The sequence below is a fragment of the uncultured Roseobacter sp. genome (genome assembly GCF_947501835.1).
Taxonomy (GTDB): Bacteria; Pseudomonadota; Alphaproteobacteria; order Rhodobacterales; family Rhodobacteraceae; genus Roseobacter.
Map to the genome: position 1 here is coordinate 269,358 of NZ_CANMXR010000006.1, position 17,960 is coordinate 287,317.

Sequence of the window (17,960 nt, forward strand, 5' to 3'; positions counted from 1 at the left end):
GTTCAGCGTGACCGGCCCAAAGCCTGACGGACTTCTGAGATTTTGATCGCGCCAATCAGATGGGCGATCCCAAAATAGCTGATCATGCCGATGGCGATCAGCACGACCAGGGCCAGTGCGCGCCACCAATCCAACCCAAGAAACGGGCTGAGCGCGACATTGGCCCACCACAAGGCCAGCCCCATCACCGCAGAGGCGATCACCATGCGCCAGATGCGGCTGTGGAAACGCCCGTCGAAACGCGCAACGTCGCCATATTGCCGCGCGCCGACGCGCAGCAGCGCCACCATCAGCCAGGCGGCGACTGTGGTGGCAATGGCGGGCGCAATCCAGCCGATGACCGGGGCCAGACCAATCGCCAGCGCCGCATTCACCACCATGGACACAACCGCGTAGTGAAACGGGCGGCGGGTGTCCTCGCGGGCAAAAAACACCGGTTGCAGGATTTTTTGCAACACGAAGGCGGGCAGGCCAAGGCCGTAGATGGCGACCGCCACGGCGATGGCGGCTGTGTCATCCACCGTCGCGGCCCCACGTTCAAAAAGGACCGAGACCAGCGGGAAGGGTACGATCACCAAGGCCACAGCAGCCGGGATTGTCAGCGCGAGCGACACCTCGGCGGCGCGGCTCAGTGCGGTTTTTGCACCGGCGTCATCGCGGGCCTGGAGGCGCCGCGAGAGGTCTGGCAAGAGGACAACACCAACTGCAATGCCAACCACGCCAAGGGGCAATTGGTAGAGCCTGTCTGCGGCAAAAAGCCAGCCCACGGCCTTGTCGAAATAGCTGGCGACCTGTTGGCCGACCAGCAGATTGACCTGCACCACGCCACCGGCCAGGGCAGCCGGGATCGCGACCTTGATCAGTCGACGCATGTCAGGCGTCAGCCGAGGACGTTTGAGTTTCAGTGCAAACCCGGCCCGCCGCGCGGCGATCCACAGCAGCGCGAATTGCACGACGCCCGCCACCGGAATGGCCCAGACCAGCGCGCGCGCAATGTCCCCCCCGATCCAGGCGGCACCCGCCATGGCGCTGACCAGCAGGATGTTGAGCAGAACCGGCGCCGCCGCGGCGGCGGCAAACCGACCGGCGGCATTCAGCATCCCCGACAGGAGGGCCGCCAGCGAAATGAACAGGATGTAGGGAAAGGCGATGCGGCCAAATTCCACCGAAAGGCCAAATTGCTCCTGCCCGGCAAAGCCGGAGGCCAGCCCATAGATCAACCAGGGCATGGCGGCCATCGCCAGCAGGGTCAGTATGATCAGGATCGTGGCCAGCCCGGCGAAAGCGTCGGAGGCAAAGCCATCGGGGTCCTGCTCCCCTTCAAGGCGCTTGGAGAACATCGGCACAAAAGCCATGTTGAACGCGCCTTCGGCAAAGAACCGGCGGAACATATTGGGCAGGCGGAAGGCCACGACATAGGCCTGATAAAGTGGCCCGGTGCCAAGATAGGCGAGGATCATCGCGTCGCGGACAAAGCCAAGCACACGGCTCATCAAGGTCCAGCCACCCACGGTGAAAAAGCCGGACATCAGGCGGATGGGCGTCACTCTTTGGCCCTTTCGACACCTTCATCGATGGCTTGCCGCAGCTTCTTCTCCAGCGAGCGTTGTTTGCTCTCGGCGTAGTATTTCAGCCCGAACATGTCCTTGACGTAGAATGTGTCCACCACCTGCTCGCCATAGGTCGCGATGACGGCGTTGGCGATATAGACATTGGCCGCCGCCAATGTGCGCGCCAGATCATAGAGCAGTCCGGGTCGGTCGCGGGTATCGACCTCGATGATCGTGTAAATTTCGGAACCTTCGTTGTCGAAGGTGATATGCGTGGGCACCTTGAAAGCGCGTTCGCGTTTCTTGACCTTGTCGCGGGATTTCAGCGCGTCGCGGGCCACCACCTCGCCGCGCAGGGTCTTTTCGATCATCTGCCGCAGACGGGGCAGACGCGCGGCGTCATAGGGGTTTCCTTCGGCGTCCTGGATCCAATAGGCATCCGTGACCATGCCGTCCTTGGTGGTATAGCTGCGCGCGTCAACCACATTCGCGCCCACCAGTGCCAAGGCCCCGGCCAATCGGGCAAAGATACCCGGGTGATCGGCCATGACGAAGCAGGCGCGGGTGGCGTCGCGGTCTTCATCGGGATGCAGGTCGATCAGGATCTCATCATCCTTCACATCCCGCAGCATTTTGGCAAAGGTGACATGGGCGGTGACATGCAGCGCCTGCCAATAGGGATCGTAGTGGCGTGCGGTTTCTTTTTGCAATTCCTTGCGCGGCCAATCGCTGAGCGCATCGCGCAGCGCGCGTTTTGCCTCGGCACCGCGGTTTTCGCGGTTGAGATCTTCGAGCCCGGTCTCCAACGCGCGTTTGGTCTGGCGGTAGAGCGCGCGGATCAGCACCGCTTTCCAGTTGTTCCATGTATTGGGACCAACGCCGCGGATGTCACAAACCGTTAGCACGCAGAGCAGATCCAGCCGTTTCACGGTCTGCACCGCCTTGGCAAAATCGCGCACCGTGCGCGGGTCGGCGATGTCGCGTTTCTGCGCCATATCCGACATCAGCAGGTGATAGCGCACCAGCCATTCCACGGTATCGGTATCCGCCTGGTTCAGCCCGAGCCGGGGGGCGATCTTGCGCGCCATCTGCGCGCCGAGGATGGAATGATCCTCGGGCCGCCCTTTGGCGATGTCATGAATGAGCAGCGCGGTATAGAGCACCTTGCGGTCCACGCCACGTTTCAGGATCGATGAGGCAACGGGCAGGTCTTCTTCCAGTTCACCGCGTTCGATCTGGGCCAGGTTCTTGATGCACTGGATGATGTGCTCATCCACGGTGTAGCTGTGGTACATGTTGAACTGCATCATCGCGACGATCGGTTCGAACTCCGGCACGAAAGCGGAGAGCACGCCCAACTCGTTCATCCGGCGCAGCGCGCGTTCAGGATTGCCGTGTTTGAGCAGCAGGTCATAGAACAGGCGGCGGGCTTCGGGGTTGGTGCGCATCTCGTCATCGATCAGATGCAGGTTGGATTTGATCAGCCGCATCGCGTCGGGGTGGATCAACATACCCGTCCGCAGCGCTTCTTCAAAGAGGCGCAGAAGGTTCAGTTTGTCCGACAGAAATGCCTGATCATCCTGCACGCCGATCCGGTTGCGCACAACGACGTACCCCGGTTTCATCTTCGGGCGTCGACGGAAAATCCGCTCCAGAATGGGTTCGGCCTTGACGTGATCGGCCTCCAGCTTGGTCAGGAAGATGCGCGTCAGATCTCCGACTTCGGTGGCATGCAAAAAGAACTCCTGCATGAAAACCTCGACGGCGCGGCGCCCTTTCGTGTCCTCATACCCCATGGCCTCGGCGACCATGACCTGCATGTCGAAGGTCAGTTGTTCAGAGGCGCGGTTGTTGATCAGGTGCAGATGTCCGCGCACGGCCCAGAGGAAATCTTCGGCGGCGACAAACCCCCTGAATTCGTCTTCGGTGAAAACCCCCAGACCGACCAGATCCGCGGCATCGTTGACGCTGTGCACATATTTGGCGATCCAGAACAGCGACTGCAGATCGCGCAGCCCGCCCTTGCCTTCCTTCACATTGGGCTCAACCACATAGCGCTGCCCGTGTTTGATATGGCGGGTTTCGCGTTCGGCCAGTTTGGCTTCGATGAACTCGCGTCCCGAGCCGGAAAAGAGGTCCTTGCGCAGCTGGTGCGCCAGATTGTCTGCCAATGCGGCATCCCCAGCCAGAAAGCGTTGTTCCAGCATGGCGGTTCGGATCGTGAAATCCTCCGCACCCAGGCGCAGGCATTCCTTGATCGTCCGACTGGCATGCCCAACCTTCAGCTTCAGGTCCCACAGGATGTAGAGCATGGATTCGATGACGCTCTCCGCCCAGGCGGTGATCTTGTAGGGCGTCAGAAACAGCAGATCGACATCGGAAAACGGCGCCATCTCGCCGCGGCCATACCCGCCCACGGCGATGACGGCCAGATGTTCGCTGGCGGTTGGGTTGGGTTTCGGGTGCAGCACGTTTTGTGCGACGTGAAGGGCGGCCTTCACCAGATGATCCGTCAGATAGGTATATGCCCGCGTCATCGGACGGGCATCAAAGGGGTGTTCGGCAAATGCCTTGGCAATCTGCGCCCGCCCGTCCTTTTGCCGCTTCCGCAAAAGGGCGACGACCGCGGTGCGGATATCACCAGCTGTGCGCAGATCCGCAATTGCCTCGGTCAAGTCCCGGGCAAAACGCGCATGATCGAAGATCAACGATGGGGCGCAGATCAACGCCGCCGTTTGGGGGGCGTCAACCTGCTGAGCGGAAAGCGACATTCTTTTTCCTTAGGAACCGGCGCCGCCAAATGATTGCGGTGCAGGGCTGAGGATCGAGACCTGCGCATCGATGATTGTCGCCACGGCCAGACCCCGCTGGTTGGTGCCATTGGGCAGCAGTCGGAATATGCCACTGGCGCCGCGGAAACCGGCGCCTTGGGTCAGGGCCGCACCGCTGAGCGCGTTAGAATTGCCTTGGCTGACCAGTGCGCCGATGGCGGCGATCCCGTCGAACGCCAGCCCGCCAATGGGATGTGGAACGCCGCCGTAGGCACTCTGATATTTTGCGCTGAAGGTGGCGGAGGCGGAGGGGTCGGGTACCGCGAACCACCCCCCCTGGACGCCGGGCAGGCTGAGCGTTTGTGCCGGAATATCCCAGCGGGTCAGGCCGATAAACTGTGACGTATCCGTGGAAACCCCGGCCTCAGGCAGGAGTTGCGACAGGAGCGGCAGGGCGGATGCGGTATCGGTGGTCATGAACACCGCGTCCGCGGCATTGCTCTCCACGGCTGATTTGATTTGCGGGATCGCTGCGATCACATCCTGCTGCGACAGGGCATAACTTACGGAGGAGACAAGGAATCCCCCCTGCGACAGCACCGCGCTGCTGATGGCGTCCCGACCTGCGGTTCCAGCAGAATCCTGCCCATGTACCACGACGAAACGCTGTTTGCCCTGCGACCGCGCATAGCTCACCATGCGGTTGGCCGTGTTCTGGAACGTCGGCCCCAGAACGAAGACGTTGCCCCCTGCGATGGCCGCGTTGTTGGAGAAGGACAGGACACTGATGTTTTTCCCGGCCACAGCGTTTCCGACGGCATTTGCAGATGCGGCATAGACCGGACCAAGAATGATCTTGGCGCCTTCATCAACCGCCTTTGTGGCCTGCGCTGCAGCAGTGGAGGCATCGCCGCCGGTCTGATACACCCGCAGATCAATGGAGGCACCATTAAGGTCGCGCATGGCCAATCGTGCCGCATTCTCAAGGCTTTGCGCCAGAAGCTCGTCCGTGGTTTGGCCGGACCCGCCGGGCACCAGAAGGGCCACCGGCACTGCTTCGCCGGAATTGAGGTTCGGGCCGCCGCCAAAGCCCGCACCGGGCACGGCGTCACAGGCCGCCAGTGTCAACGCGATCAGGGGTAAGGCGAGGGCGCGCAGCACCTTGCGGGCGGATGGGAAAACGGCAAACATATGCGGGTACTCCAGCAATCAAAGTCAAAGCGCGGGTCGGCGCGGTTGCGGCAATCATAAACGTCACGAAAGGCGGGTCCAGCGTTGAATTTCCAAAAGGTGCCTCTTGATGCGGGCCTCTACTTTGTTGGCGTGCCCATTGGCACGGCGCGGGACATCACTTTGCGCGCGCTGGATATCCTTGCTTCCGTTGATGTTCTGGCGGCAGAAGACACGCGCAGTCTGCGCCGGTTGATGGATATTCATGGCGTGCCTTTGGCGGGCCGCGCGATGATCGCGCTGCATGATCATTCAGGCGAGGGTGTGACCAACCGGCTGCTGGCTGCTGTCGCCGAGGGTAAATCCGTTGCTTATGCGTCCGAGGCGGGGATGCCGCTGATCGCGGATCCGGGGTTTGAATTGAGCCGTGCCGCCGCAGCGGCGGGGTGCATGGCGACCTGTGCGCCGGGTCCCTCTGCCATTCTGACCGCCCTTGTTCTGGCGGGATTGCCGACAGATGCATTCCATTTCGCGGGATTTTTGCCGAGCGCCAAAGCGGCACGGCGCACAGCGCTTGAAGCGCTTCGGGACGTGCCGGGCACCCTGGTCTGTTACGAATCCCCCAAGCGATTGGGCGCCATGCTCGCAGATGCCAGCGCGGTATTGGGGACCGGGCGCAAGGCCGTGGTCTGTCGTGAGCTGACCAAGAAGTTCGAGGAAACCCGGCGGGGATCTCTGGAAGAATTGGCAAATGCCTATGCCGGGCAATCCGTCAAAGGGGAGATTGTGGTGCTGGTGGATCGGAACCGTTCAGAGTCTGTTAGCCAAGACAATCTAAAAGAGGATCTTGTAAAGGCCCTGAAGTCGACCACCATGCGCGATGCGGTGGATATGGTGTCCAAGGCCCACAATCTGCCCCGGCGCCAAGTTTATCAAATGGCCCTGGAGCTTGCCAAAGGATAATCACATGGCGGTTCAAGCACAGCGCGTGGCTCAGGGCCAAACATCATATCTGGCAGGAAGCGCTGCGGAGGATGCCGTTGCACGACACTACCGCGACCAAGGCTATGCCATATTGGAAAGCAGATGGCGTGGTGAAGGCGGCGAGATCGATCTGATTGTCCAAAACGAAGCATTTGTCGTCTTTGTCGAAGTGAAACAGAGCAAGAGGTTCGCGCAGGCCGCGACCCGCATCAGTGCGCGGCAAATGCAACGCATCCACAATGCCGCCGGGGAATACCTGGGGCAATTGCCGATGGGGCTTTTGACGGATGCGCGTTTTGATGCGGCGCTGGTGGATGGTCAGGGTGCCATTCAAATAATCGAGAACGCCTTCGTGGAAGGCTGATCTGGCGAGACCCGGCCATTGCACCTTTGGGGCGGCTGCGCCATTTAGGGGGGATCAAAGCAGGAGTGGCTATGAAAATCGCCTTTCAGATGGACCCGATCGGGGACGTGAACATCAACGCTGACAGTTCGTTCCGGCTCGCGGAAGAGGCACAGGCCCGTGGGCATGAGCTGTTTTTCTACTCACCCGACCATCTGGCCTATCAGGAAGGGCGGATCACGGCCCGTGGCCATGACCTTCGGGTGCAGCGGGTGCAAGGGGATCATGCTCAGCTCGGCCACGCGCGCGAAGTGGATCTGGCAGATTTCGACGTGGTCTGGTTGCGCCAAGATCCGCCTTTTGACATGCATTACATCACATCGACACACCTGTTGGACCGGCTGACACCAGAAACGCTGGTGGTCAATGACCCGTTTTGGGTGCGCAATTACCCCGAAAAGCTGCTGGTCCTGGATTTTCCCGATTTGACGCCGCCCACCAGTATTGCGCGCGACCTGATGACCATTAAGTCCTTCAAGGAAAAGCATGGGGACATCATCCTGAAACCACTTTACGGCAACGGTGGTGCCGGCGTTTTCAGGCTGGATGCCAATGATCGCAATCTCAGTTCTCTGCATGAGCTCTTTACCGGTTTTTCCAGAGAGCCGTTGATCGTGCAGAAATTCCTGCCTGCGGTGTCCAAAGGCGACAAGCGTGTGATCCTGGTGGATGGCGAAGCCGTTGGCGCAATCAACCGCGTGCCTGCTGCGGGCGAGACGCGGTCGAACATGCACGTGGGGGGGCGGCCGGAGAAAATTGGTCTGACGGATCGCGACCGGGAGATTTGCGCGGCCATCGGGCCCCTGCTGAAGGAAAAGGGGCAGATTTTTGTCGGCATTGATGTGATCGGCGACTATCTGACCGAGATCAACGTGACCTCGCCCACCGGTATCCAGGAATTGGAGCGGTTCGATGGTGTGAATATCGCCGCCAAGATCTGGGAAGCGATTGAGGCGCGCCGCGGTTAAGCATCCGTCGCACTGGCCAGGCGGAAACTGATGGCTTCTGCGACATGCGGGCGCTGCACCCGTTCTGATTGATCCAGATCGGCAATGGTACGGGCCACGCGCATGACGCGGTGGTACCCGCGCGCAGAGAGATTGAAGCGCTCTGCGGCACGCAGCAGCAGATCGCGCCCTTCGGCATCCGGGGTTGCGATCTCCTCCAGAGCCTCGCCTTCGGCATCGGCATTTGTGCGCATGTCTGACCAACCATCAAACCGCTGCTGTTGCACCGCTCGGGCTGCTGCGACCCGTGCGGCAATCGTTGCTGATTTCTCCCCATTGGCGGGCAGATCAAGATCGGTATAGGTCACGGGGGGAACATCCACCCGCAAATCAAAGCGGTCCATCAGGGGGCCGGAGATGCGACCGAGATAGTCCGCACCGCAGTGCGGGACCCTTGCGCAGGCGCGTTCCGGGTCCGACAGGTAGCCGCATTTGCAGGGATTGGCCGCCGCGACCAGCATGAAGCGACAAGGATATCTGACATGGGCGTTTGCGCGGGACACCATGACTTCGCCGGTTTCAACGGGTTGCCGCAGCGTTTCAAGCACATTGCGTTGGTACTCGGGGAACTCATCCATGAAGAGCACACCATTATGCGCCAATGAAACCTCACCCGGTTTTGCCATGCGCCCCCCGCCGATGATCGCGGCCATGGACGACGTGTGATGCGGATCGCGAAACGGGCGGTCGCGCGAAATGCCGCCCTCGTCCAATTCGCCTGCGATGGAGTGGATCATCGAGGTCTCCAGGGCCTCCATGGCGGTCATGGGCGGCAAGATGCCCGGAAGGCGCTGGGCGAGCATGGACTTGCCGGATCCGGGCGTGCCCACGAAAATGAGGTGATGGCGGCCTGCCGCAGCGATTTCCAAGGCACGTTTCGCCCGTTCCTGCCCTTTGACCTCGGAGAGATCCCTAGTCAGGGGCGACGCAGGAACCTCGCCGGGCTGTGCCGGAGAAATTGGCACCTGCCCACTGAAGTGGCGCACGACATCGCCCAGCGTTTTCGCTGCGATCACGCGCGCGTCACTGACCCAGGCGGCTTCTTTTCCGCAGGGTTCCGGACATAACAGGCCATACCCTTCTGCGGCCGCGGTCATGGCCGCGGGCAGCGCACCGGTGACCGGCACGATTGTCCCATCCAGCGACAATTCTCCCAGGGCCACGACCGATTGAGTGATGTCGCGCGGAATGATGTCCAGCGCGGCCAGCAGAGAAACGGCAATCGGCAGGTCAAAATGACTGCCTTCCTTGGGCAGGTCCGCCGGACTGAGATTGATGGTGACTTTTTTGGAGGGAAAGGCGATGGCCATGCAGGCCAAGGCGGCGCGCACGCGTTCCTTTGCCTCTGACACGGCTTTGTCCGGAAGTCCGACGATGCTGAAGCCGGGCAACCCCGGCGCGAGCGAGCATTGCACTTCGACCAGACAGGCTTCGACGCCGCGAAAAGCAACGGAATGTGCCAGTGATACCATGGTGACCCCTCCAACCAATAATGGTTAATCGGTACGTCACCGGTGTTTATGAAAGGTTAATGATCGCGATCAGACAGGCCAGTCGCGTGTCGTGCCCGTCATAGGATAGGGAAAGGGGTCATAGGTGATTTTGAGACCTTCGGCGCGCCAGGTCTTGAAGGTCGGATCCTCAATCGTTCTCATACAATACTGTCGCGCAGCTGCTGACACGGGCAAATCATACCCGATGATCCGCGCGGCCACAGGGGCATAGAATGCGTCGGCCAGAGAGTAACTCCCCAACAACCAGCCGGTCTCAGACACTGCAAACCGCCGGGCACTGTTCCAGATCTCTTCGATGCGATCGAGATCTGCCAGGACATCTGCCGCGGGTGCGAACCCTTCGTTCACATGCTGCAGCTGCATGGGGCACGCACCGCGCAAGGCGACAAATCCAGACGCCATTTCAGCGCAGAGCCACCTTGCCCGCGCGCGCAACGAGGCGTCTGTTGGCCAGAAACCGGCATCGGGATGCCGTTCCGCCAAGGTTTCCGCCATGGCCAGCGATTCCCCGATGACGTCGCCCTCGGGTGTCTTCAAAACCGGTACCAGGCGCGCAGGCGCAAGCTCGGCAAGGTCATCCGCCATTGTGCCGCTGTAAAGCCCGACCATATGGGTGCGATAGGGCAGGTTGAATTTTTCCATCATCAGCCAGCCGCGCAGGGACCAGCTGGAGAAGGTGCGATCACCGATGTACAAATCATATGTCATGCTCGCAGGCTAACGGGTGCTGATGTTGCCCATCAAACGATGATTTGTGACCGGATGGATCACGGACAATGATTGATCGTTTCGACCCTTGCCTGACCGCGTGACCAGATGATCCGCGTAGTCGAAAGATTGTCGATGGAATGTGACAGGGCGTCATATGCGGAGACGCCGAGACCGCGCTGTACCTGCGTCAGAATCACGCCGATATGGGCCACGGCGATGATGTCGGCGCTCGGATGTGCAGCATTGATGCGGTCCACGAAACTGTTGACGCGCTTGGCCGCCATGTTCCAGCTTTCGCCCTGCGGCGGGGCGACGTCACCCGGGGTTTCCCAATAGGCGCGGCTTAACTCGGGGTCGCGCTCAGCCACTTTGCTGAAATGCAGGCCATCCCAGACCCCGAAATTGAATTCCCGGATATCGGCGACATGTGGCAGGCGCGTATGGGCGGAGGCCTGCACCGCATCGGCGGTTGCCGAGGCTCGGATCAAATCGGATGACACCATCAGCGCAGTGTCTGGCAGATACGCGCGCAGCCGTGCGATCTGATCCTCGTCAGACAAATCTGCGGGCACGTCACGCCAGCCGACAAACGCCTTCTCATGTGTCGGACCGTGGCGCACCCAGTGCCAGATGGTCATGGCAGGTGCCCTTTCAACGCCATTGGCAGCCCCGCAGTGACCATGACCGCAAGGTCGGACTGTGCGGCCAGCGCAATATTGAGCCGCCCCTGCGCCTCGCGGAAACGGCGTGAAAGCGCATTGTCCGGGACAATGCCATGACCCACTTCATTGGAAACGATGACGATTGGCGCCTTGCAGGTGGTGAGCGCGGCAAGCAACTCATTCTGAGCTGCCGGCACATCGCGTCCATCGAGCATCTGATTGCTCAACCACATTGTAGCACAATCGACCAGAACGGCCTGCCCCGATTCCATTGCGGACAAGGGGGGGCTGAGGTCTAAATCTGCCTCAAAATTAAGCCACCGGTCACTTCTGCGCGATTTATGCACCGCGACGCGCATTTTTATTTCGTCGTCAAACACCCGGGAGGTGGCGAGGTAAACAGGCTCTAAACGACTGCTTAACAAATAGTTTTCCGCCCAAACGGATTTTCCCGAAGCGGCACCTCCTAGCACGAAGGTCAATTTTGGCAACATTTTGGTAACCTTTGAAGTGAACCAATCCGGTGTATGGTGCGTACCTATATCAATTGTACACGGCAAGGTGTGCTTCATCTGACTGGGAGATGTCGCTATGGCTTTGGATACGGCAAGAGATATGTCATTGTCTCGCAAGGCAATGAAGGCGGAACTGCTCGATGCAGAAACAGAGTTACGACTGGCTTACGCCTGGCGTGATGATCGCTGCGAGGAATCACTGCACCGACTGATCACCGCCTATATGCGCCTTGCGATTTCGATGGCATCCAAGTTCAAGCGCTACGGCGCGCCTATGAACGATTTAATTCAGGAAGCGGGTTTGGGGCTGATGAAAGCCGCAGACAAATTCGACCCGGATCGCGGTGTGCGATTTTCCACCTATGCCGTGTGGTGGATCAAAGCCTCCATCCAGGATTACGTGATGCGCAACTGGTCGATGGTGCGGACAGGGTCGACGTCGTCGCAAAAATCGCTGTTTTTCAACATGCGTCGCGTGCAGGCACGTCTTGAGCGGGAAAGTGCCGCGGCGGGTGAAACGCTGGACCGGCACCAGTTGCGCCAGATGATCTCGACCGAGATCGGCGTGCCACTGCATGATGTCGAGATGATGGAAGGGCGTCTGTCCGGGTCCGACTATTCGCTGAATGCAACGCAATCGACCGAGGATGAGGGGCGCGAATGGATTGATGCGCTGGAAGATGACAGCGAACAGGCCGCCGAAACGGTAGAACACCAGCATGATACCGAACAATTGCGGGCGTGGTTGCTGCAAGCGATGAATGACCTCAATGACCGGGAGCGGTTCATCGTGAGGGAACGCAAGCTGCGCGATCAGCCGCGCACATTGGAAAGCCTTGGACAGGAATTGTCCCTCAGCAAGGAACGTGTGCGCCAGCTGGAAGCCGCCGCTTTTGGCAAGATGCGCAAATCGCTTGAAAACCAATCGCGCGAAGTCCATCACTTCTTGATGTGACCCTAGGCATTCTAAAGTCCATCGTATGTTTTGGAGCGGTCCTTCTGGCCGCTCCATTTGCGTTTGCCGAAGCTTTGCCAGACGCGGCGCGTCGTGCGGACGTCGTTTTTCTGGGCGAGCAACATGACAACCCCGGACACCACGCGCGACAGGCTGACTGGACGGCGGCACTGGCACCCAAGGCGTTGGTATTCGAGATGCTGACGCCGGAGCAGGCAGAAGCCGTCACGCCGGACAATCGTAAAAGCGAAAGCGCGCTGGCAGAGGCGCTGGCCTGGGCGGACTCCGGTTGGCCGGATTTCGCGATGTACTACCCGATTTTTGCTGCGGCACCTGACGCATGGATCTATGGGGCCGGGGTTCCGCGAGATCAGGTCCGGGGTCTCATGGAGAAACCGCTGACCGAAGCTTTTGACGCAGCGGATGCCGCGCGTTTCGGATTGGATCAGCCGCTTCCGCCTGCACAGCAAACCGAGCGCGAAGCTTTGCAGCGCGCCGCCCATTGCGACGCTTTGCCCGAAGACCTGCTGCCAATGATGGTCTCTGTTCAGCGGTTGCGCGATGCAACATTGGCGCGCGCGGCGCTGTCGGCGTTTGAGCAAACCGGCGGGCCGGTGGTGGTGATCACTGGCAATGGCCACGCGCGTGCGGATTGGGGCGCGCCCTCCGTACTGCGCACGGCCCAGCCAGACATCAACCTCTTTTCGCTGGGGCAGGGCGAGGCGGGTCGCATGCCAGAGGGCGGTTTTGATGAGGCGGTGGATGGTCCCGCCGTAGACCGCGGCGACCCTTGTGATGCGTTCAACTGATACCGAGGGGCTGGCAGTCCCGCGACGAGCGGCATATGCTCTGCGCAAACATCGACCGGACAAGGGCGCATCATGCTGACCGGAAAACATATTTTGCTCATCATCGGGGGTGGTATTGCCGCCTTTAAATCGCTCGACCTGATCCGGCGCTTGCGGGAACGCGGTGCGACGGTGACACCGGTCCTGACAAAGGCGGGTGAAGAGTTCGTGACGCCGCTGTCTGTATCTGCTCTGGCCGGGCGCAAGGTCTATCGCGATCTCTTCGATCTGACTGATGAGGCCGAGATGGGCCACATCCAACTCAGTCGCGTTGCCGATCTGGTGGTCGTCGCCCCCGCCACCGCGGACCTGATGGCCAAAATGACCAGCGGTGCGGCGAATGATCTTGCCAGCACGCTTTTGCTCGCCACCGACACGCCGGTTCTGATCGCGCCCGCGATGAACGTGCGCATGTGGCAGCACCCCGCCACGCAGCGTAACCTCACTGTGCTGAAGGCCGATGGCATCATCGTGGTTGGGCCAAATGATGGTGACATGGCCTGCGGTGAGTTCGGGCCCGGGCGTATGGCGGAACCCCTCGAAATCGTCGCGGCCATTCAGGCGCATCTCGCTGCCGGGCCGTTGGCCGGAAAACGGATCCTTGTCACCTCCGGGCCGACGCATGAACCTATCGACCCTGTGCGCTACATCGCCAACCGATCCTCCGGCGCGCAGGGCACGGCAATCGCGCGCGCCCTGTCGGCGTCGGGTGCGACGGTGATTTTTGTGACCGGCCCGGCGGATGTGCCGCCCCCTGAGGGGGTAGAGGTTTTGCGGGTGCAGACCGCTCAGGAAATGCTCGACACGGTCATGGGGGCGCTGCCGGTGGATGCTGGTGTCTTCACGGCAGCCGTGGCCGATTGGCGGGTGGCCGAGGCCAGTGACCGTAAACTGAAGAAAACCAAGGATGGGCTGCCCAGTCTGGAATTTGCCGAAAACCCGGACATCTTGCAGCAGGTGGCCCAGATGAAAGAGGGCCGCCCGGAATTGGTTGTTGGCTTTGCGGCTGAAACGAACGATGTGATTGAGAACGCCACGGCCAAAAGGCAGCGCAAGGGGTGCGACTGGATCGTGGCCAATGATGTCTCCACCGCCAGCGGCGTCATGGGCGGCACCGACAATACTGTCGTGGTGATCGACAGCAAGGGCGCGGAGAACTGGCCGAAAATGGCCAAGGCAGAGGTTGCCAGACGGCTGGCGGCGCGTATCACGCGTGCGCTGGTCTGATACACCGCAGCGGTCAAAGGGGCGAGTGATTGGTTCAGATCAAGCTGACATGGCTCAAGGGTGCGGATCAATCGGTGTCCTTGCCGGACTATCAGACCGCGGGGGCGGCGGGGGCCGATGTGCGGGCCAATCTGCCGGACGGTGACGCGCAAATTGCGCCGGGCGACAGGGTCCTGATCCCGACCGGTCTGCAGATGGAGATCCCGGAAGGCTATGAGGTTCAGGTCCGTCCACGCTCCGGCTTGGCGCTGAAACACGGGATCATGCTGGTGAACAGCCCAGGCACGATCGACAGCGACTATCGTGGTCCCGTGGGCATCATCGTGATGAACGCCGGTCAGGAACCCTTTGTGGTGACACATGGGATGCGCATCGCACAGCTTGTTGTCGCCCCCGTTGTTCAAGGTGATTTTGCGATTGTCGGCAGCTTGAGTGAGACCGACCGGGGCGCAGGCGGCTTCGGGTCGACCGGGAGGGGCTGATGCTGCTGGTTTTCATTCTGGCGGCCGCGTTTTGGGCGCTTGGTGCGTCCATGGGGGTGCCACGGGCAACCCGCGCCGCCGTGATCGCGGTCCTCTATGTGGGTGTGCTGATCATCCAGGTGACCCTGCCGGCTGGCACCCCACTGCGCATGGCAACAGGGGAAAGCCCCGCCCCCTGGTTGATCCTTGGCGGCTTTGCCTTGCTCATCTTCGGGTACCGTCGTGGTTTGCGCGCCCTGCGCGCACGCGCAGATAAAAACGAGGCCGCTGCTGAGGCAGGCGTGCCAAAACCGGGGTTCAGCGAGACCGAATTGAACCGATATGCACGGCATATTGTGCTGCGCGAGATCGGCGGCCCCGGGCAGAAAAAGCTGAAAGAGGCGCGGGTTCTGGTGATCGGCGCGGGCGGTCTTGGCGCACCCGCCCTGCAATATCTGGCGGCCACGGGCGTCGGCACAATCGGGGTCATCGACGATGATCTGGTGGAGAACGCCAATCTGGCCCGGCAGGTGATCCATAAGGATAACGCCATCGGTACGCCAAAAGTGTTCTCTGCGCAGGCAGAAATGCTGGCGCAGAATCCGCATATTGTTGTGCGCCCTTATCATCGACGGCTGACAGATGAGATCGCGGCGGAGCTTTTTGCGGACTATGATCTGGTGCTGGACGGTACGGACAATTTCGACACCCGCTATCTGGTCAACCAAACAGCGGTGGCACAGGGCATCCCGCTGATCTCCGGGGCGCTCAGCCAGTGGGAAGGGCAATTGAGCGTCTTTGACCCGAGCGCAGATGCGCCCTGCTACCAATGCATTTTCCCGCAAGCACCAGCGCCGGAATTGGCCCCGTCCTGTGCGGAAGCAGGCGTTTTGAGCCCATTGCCCGGCGTTGTCGGGGCGATGATGGCCGCAGAGGCGGTCAAAATCATCACCGGCGCGGGCACGGCCTTGCGGGGCCAGATGGTGATTTATGATGCCCTCTACGGTGAAAGCCGGACCATTGCGATTACCCGCCGCGCGGACTGCCCGACCTGCGGCGGCGCCGAGGCGAAGACCGGATAAAGCGCGTTCATGGCCAGTGTGACACCACTGCGGGTTGTGCATCCCGCGGGGCAGACCTAGCTTGTCAGGCAAAGGAGAGCCGCCATGACCAACCCATTGCTCCAGGACTGGAACACCCCTTTTCAGATCGCGCCTTTTGATCAGATCAAGGACGAGGATTTCGCGCCCGCGATGGAGGAGGCGCTGGCACAGCACCGTGCAGAAGTTGATGCCATCGCAGGTGCGGATGAGCCCGCCAGCTTTGCCAATACGGTTGAGGCGCTGGAAGCAGCGGGCAAAGCGCTGGACAAGGTGTTGGGCGCGTTCTTCACCGTCGCGGGGGCCGACAGCAACCCCGCCCGTGAAGAGTTGCAACGGCAATTCTCTCCGAAACTGGCGGCGCATTTTTCCGAGATTTCGGGCAACAAGGCGCTTTTTGCGCGGGTGGCGCAGGTCTGGGAAGACAAAAGCACATTGAATCTCACGGATGAAGAAGAACGGGTTCTGATGCTGACACATCTGGGGTTTGTTCGAGCCGGGGCCGCGCTGACCGGCTCGGACGAGGCGCGGATGAAGGAGATCAAGGCGCGATTGGCCGTTTTGGGCACCGAGTTCACCCAGAACCTGCTTGCGGATGAACGTGATTGGTTCATGCCGCTGGGCGAGGATGATCTGGATGGCCTGCCGGAATTTGTTGTCAGCGCGGCGTGTGCTGCCGGTGACGAAAAGGACGCGGACGGGCCGGTTGTGACCCTGTCGCGTTCCTTGATTGTGCCGTTTCTGCAGTTCTCAAATCGGCGCGATCTGCGTGAGAAAGCGTTCAACGCCTGGACCGCACGGGGGGCCAACGGCGGGAAAACCGACAACCGTGAAATTGCAGCGGAGATTTTGGACCTGCGTGAAGAACGCGCCAAGCTCTTGGGGTATGATAGTTTTGCCGCCTACAAGCTGGAACCGGAGATGGCGAAGACCCCGGAGGCTGTGCGTGACCTTTTGATGGCGGTCTGGGAGCCCGCGCGCACCCAAGCTAATGCGGATGCTGAGATCCTGACCCGCATGATGCAGGAAGATGGCGTGAACGGCCCGTTGGCCCCCTGGGATTGGCGCTATTACTCGGAAAAACGCCGCGTTGCGGAGCATGATCTGGATGAGGCGGCGCTCAAGCCATATTTCCAACTCGACCGCATGATTGACGCCTCCTTTGCCTGCGCGACGCGGCTTTTTGGCCTGGCGTTCCGGCCGCTGGATGTGCCGCTTTACCACCCGGATTGCCGGGCTTGGGAGGTCACACGCGACGGTGAACATGTGGCGGTTTTCATTGGCGATTATTTCGCGCGCGGGTCGAAGCGGTCCGGCGCCTGGTGTTCCGCCATGCGGTCTCAGGCGAAGTTTCCACAAAAACAGGCGCCGGTCGTGATCAACGTCTGCAATTTCGCCAAGGGCGCCCCCGCGTTGTTGTCCTATGACGACGCGCGCACGCTCTTTCACGAATTTGGTCACGCCTTGCACCAGATGCTGTCGAATGTGACCTATGAAAGCATCTCCGGAACGTCCGTCGCACGTGATTTCGTGGAATTGCCAAGCCAGCTTTACGAGCACTGGCTCGAAGTGCCGCAGGTTCTGTCTGAATTTGCCACCCATGCGGACACCGGCGCGCCGATGCCGCAGGAGATGCTGGATAAGGTTCTGGCCGCCGCCACCTACGACATGGGGTTCCAAACCGTCGAATACGTGGCCTCTGCGCTGGTTGATCTGGCGTTTCACGATGGCCCCGCGCCCAAGGACCCAATGGCGAAACAGCGCGAGGTGCTGGAGGCGCTGGGGATGCCCGCCGCCATCACGATGCGTCACGCCACACCGCATTTCGCCCATGTCTTTGCGGGTGACGGGTATTCCAGCGGCTACTACAGCTACATGTGGTCCGAGGTGATGGATGCAGATGCATTCGAAGCCTTTGAGGAGGCGGGTGGCCCGTTTGATCCCGAACGCGCAGCAGCGTTGGAAGAACACATTCTCTCCACCGGTGGCAGCAGGGATGCAGCCGAGCTTTACACCGCATTTCGCGGGCGCCTGCCGGGCGTTGAGGCCTTGTTGAAAGGGCGGGGTCTGGCGACAGCGTAA

The 17,960-nt window shown here is 60.8% G+C and carries 16 protein-coding genes; 9 read left to right on the forward strand and 7 right to left on the reverse strand.

Features of this window, described 5'->3' with window-relative positions; genetic code table 11:
* Positions 1-2: 2 nt before the first annotated feature.
* Genes murJ through Q1A20_RS14555 form a run of 3 tightly spaced genes read right to left on the reverse strand, consistent with a single transcriptional unit; the run spans position 3 to position 5,512 of the window.
* Positions 3-1,547, reverse strand: coding sequence for a murein biosynthesis integral membrane protein MurJ (murJ, locus tag Q1A20_RS14545; RefSeq protein ID WP_299402127.1), 1,545 nt, complete (start codon positions 1,545-1,547; stop codon positions 3-5).
* Positions 1,544-4,321: a [protein-PII] uridylyltransferase gene (locus tag Q1A20_RS14550; protein ID WP_299402129.1), complete on the reverse strand. Its 2,778-nt coding sequence runs from the start codon at positions 4,319-4,321 to the stop codon at positions 1,544-1,546. Before Q1A20_RS14550 ends, murJ begins: the two co-directional genes overlap by 4 nt.
* 9 nt (positions 4,322-4,330) lie before the next feature.
* A complete protein-coding gene (locus Q1A20_RS14555) occupies positions 4,331-5,512 on the reverse strand; it encodes a penicillin-binding protein activator (RefSeq protein ID WP_299402131.1) in 1,182 nt (393 codons plus the stop codon).
* A gap of 84 nt (positions 5,513-5,596) precedes the next feature.
* Between Q1A20_RS14555 and rsmI the strand changes: the two genes are divergently transcribed.
* The 3 genes from rsmI (at position 5,597) to gshB (ending at position 7,846) form a co-directional block, all read left to right on the forward strand.
* Positions 5,597-6,454, forward strand: a complete 858-nt coding sequence (gene rsmI / locus Q1A20_RS14560; protein WP_299917272.1) for a 16S rRNA (cytidine(1402)-2'-O)-methyltransferase — start codon at positions 5,597-5,599, stop codon at positions 6,452-6,454.
* Positions 6,455-6,458: 4 nt separating this feature from the next.
* Positions 6,459-6,839 (forward strand): YraN family protein, encoded by a 381-nt coding sequence (locus tag Q1A20_RS14565; RefSeq protein ID WP_299917275.1) that lies wholly within the window; start codon positions 6,459-6,461, stop codon positions 6,837-6,839.
* Between the two features lie 71 nt (positions 6,840-6,910).
* Positions 6,911-7,846 carry a glutathione synthase gene (gene gshB / locus Q1A20_RS14570; RefSeq protein ID WP_298969473.1) on the forward strand — a complete coding sequence of 312 codons (936 nt, stop codon included), beginning with the start codon at positions 6,911-6,913 and terminating at the stop codon, positions 7,844-7,846.
* Here the strand turns inward: gshB and Q1A20_RS14575 are convergent.
* The 4 genes from Q1A20_RS14575 to cobU form a co-directional block, all read right to left on the reverse strand.
* Positions 7,843-9,357, reverse strand: a complete 1,515-nt coding sequence (locus Q1A20_RS14575; RefSeq protein ID WP_299402136.1) for a YifB family Mg chelatase-like AAA ATPase — start codon at positions 9,355-9,357, stop codon at positions 7,843-7,845. The genes gshB and Q1A20_RS14575 overlap by 4 nt on opposite strands.
* A 69-nt stretch (positions 9,358-9,426) precedes the next feature.
* Positions 9,427-10,107 carry a glutathione S-transferase gene (locus Q1A20_RS14580; RefSeq protein WP_299917277.1) on the reverse strand — a complete coding sequence of 227 codons (681 nt, stop codon included), beginning with the start codon at positions 10,105-10,107 and terminating at the stop codon, positions 9,427-9,429.
* 59 nt (positions 10,108-10,166) lie between these two features.
* A complete protein-coding gene (locus Q1A20_RS14585; protein ID WP_299917280.1) occupies positions 10,167-10,748 on the reverse strand; it encodes a histidine phosphatase family protein in 582 nt (193 codons plus the stop codon).
* On the reverse strand, positions 10,745-11,266 hold the full coding sequence (cobU, locus tag Q1A20_RS14590) for a bifunctional adenosylcobinamide kinase/adenosylcobinamide-phosphate guanylyltransferase (protein ID WP_299917371.1): 522 nt from the start codon (positions 11,264-11,266) through the stop codon (positions 10,745-10,747). Before cobU ends, Q1A20_RS14585 begins: the two co-directional genes overlap by 4 nt.
* A 97-nt stretch (positions 11,267-11,363) precedes the next feature.
* On the opposite strand from cobU, the gene Q1A20_RS14595 reads away from it, so the two are divergent.
* The 6 genes from Q1A20_RS14595 (at position 11,364) to Q1A20_RS14620 (ending at position 17,960) form a co-directional block, all read left to right on the forward strand.
* Positions 11,364-12,242, forward strand: coding sequence for an RNA polymerase factor sigma-32 (locus tag Q1A20_RS14595; protein WP_298969478.1), 879 nt, complete (start codon positions 11,364-11,366; stop codon positions 12,240-12,242).
* Positions 12,239-13,051 (forward strand): ChaN family lipoprotein, encoded by an 813-nt coding sequence (locus tag Q1A20_RS14600; RefSeq protein ID WP_299917282.1) that lies wholly within the window; start codon positions 12,239-12,241, stop codon positions 13,049-13,051. The genes Q1A20_RS14595 and Q1A20_RS14600 overlap by 4 nt, the downstream gene beginning before the upstream one ends.
* Before the next feature lie 72 nt (positions 13,052-13,123).
* Positions 13,124-14,317 (forward strand): bifunctional phosphopantothenoylcysteine decarboxylase/phosphopantothenate--cysteine ligase CoaBC, encoded by a 1,194-nt coding sequence (gene coaBC / locus Q1A20_RS14605; protein ID WP_299402145.1) that lies wholly within the window; start codon positions 13,124-13,126, stop codon positions 14,315-14,317.
* A 29-nt stretch (positions 14,318-14,346) separates the two neighbouring features.
* Positions 14,347-14,799, forward strand: a complete 453-nt coding sequence (gene dut / locus Q1A20_RS14610) for a dUTP diphosphatase (protein ID WP_299402147.1) — start codon at positions 14,347-14,349, stop codon at positions 14,797-14,799.
* Entirely contained in the window at positions 14,799-15,860 is a 1,062-nt protein-coding gene (locus Q1A20_RS14615) for a molybdopterin-synthase adenylyltransferase MoeB (protein WP_299402149.1), read from the forward strand. Before dut ends, Q1A20_RS14615 begins: the two co-directional genes overlap by 1 nt.
* Positions 15,861-15,944: 84 nt before the next feature.
* Entirely contained in the window at positions 15,945-17,960 is a 2,016-nt protein-coding gene (locus Q1A20_RS14620) for a M3 family metallopeptidase (RefSeq protein WP_299402151.1), read from the forward strand.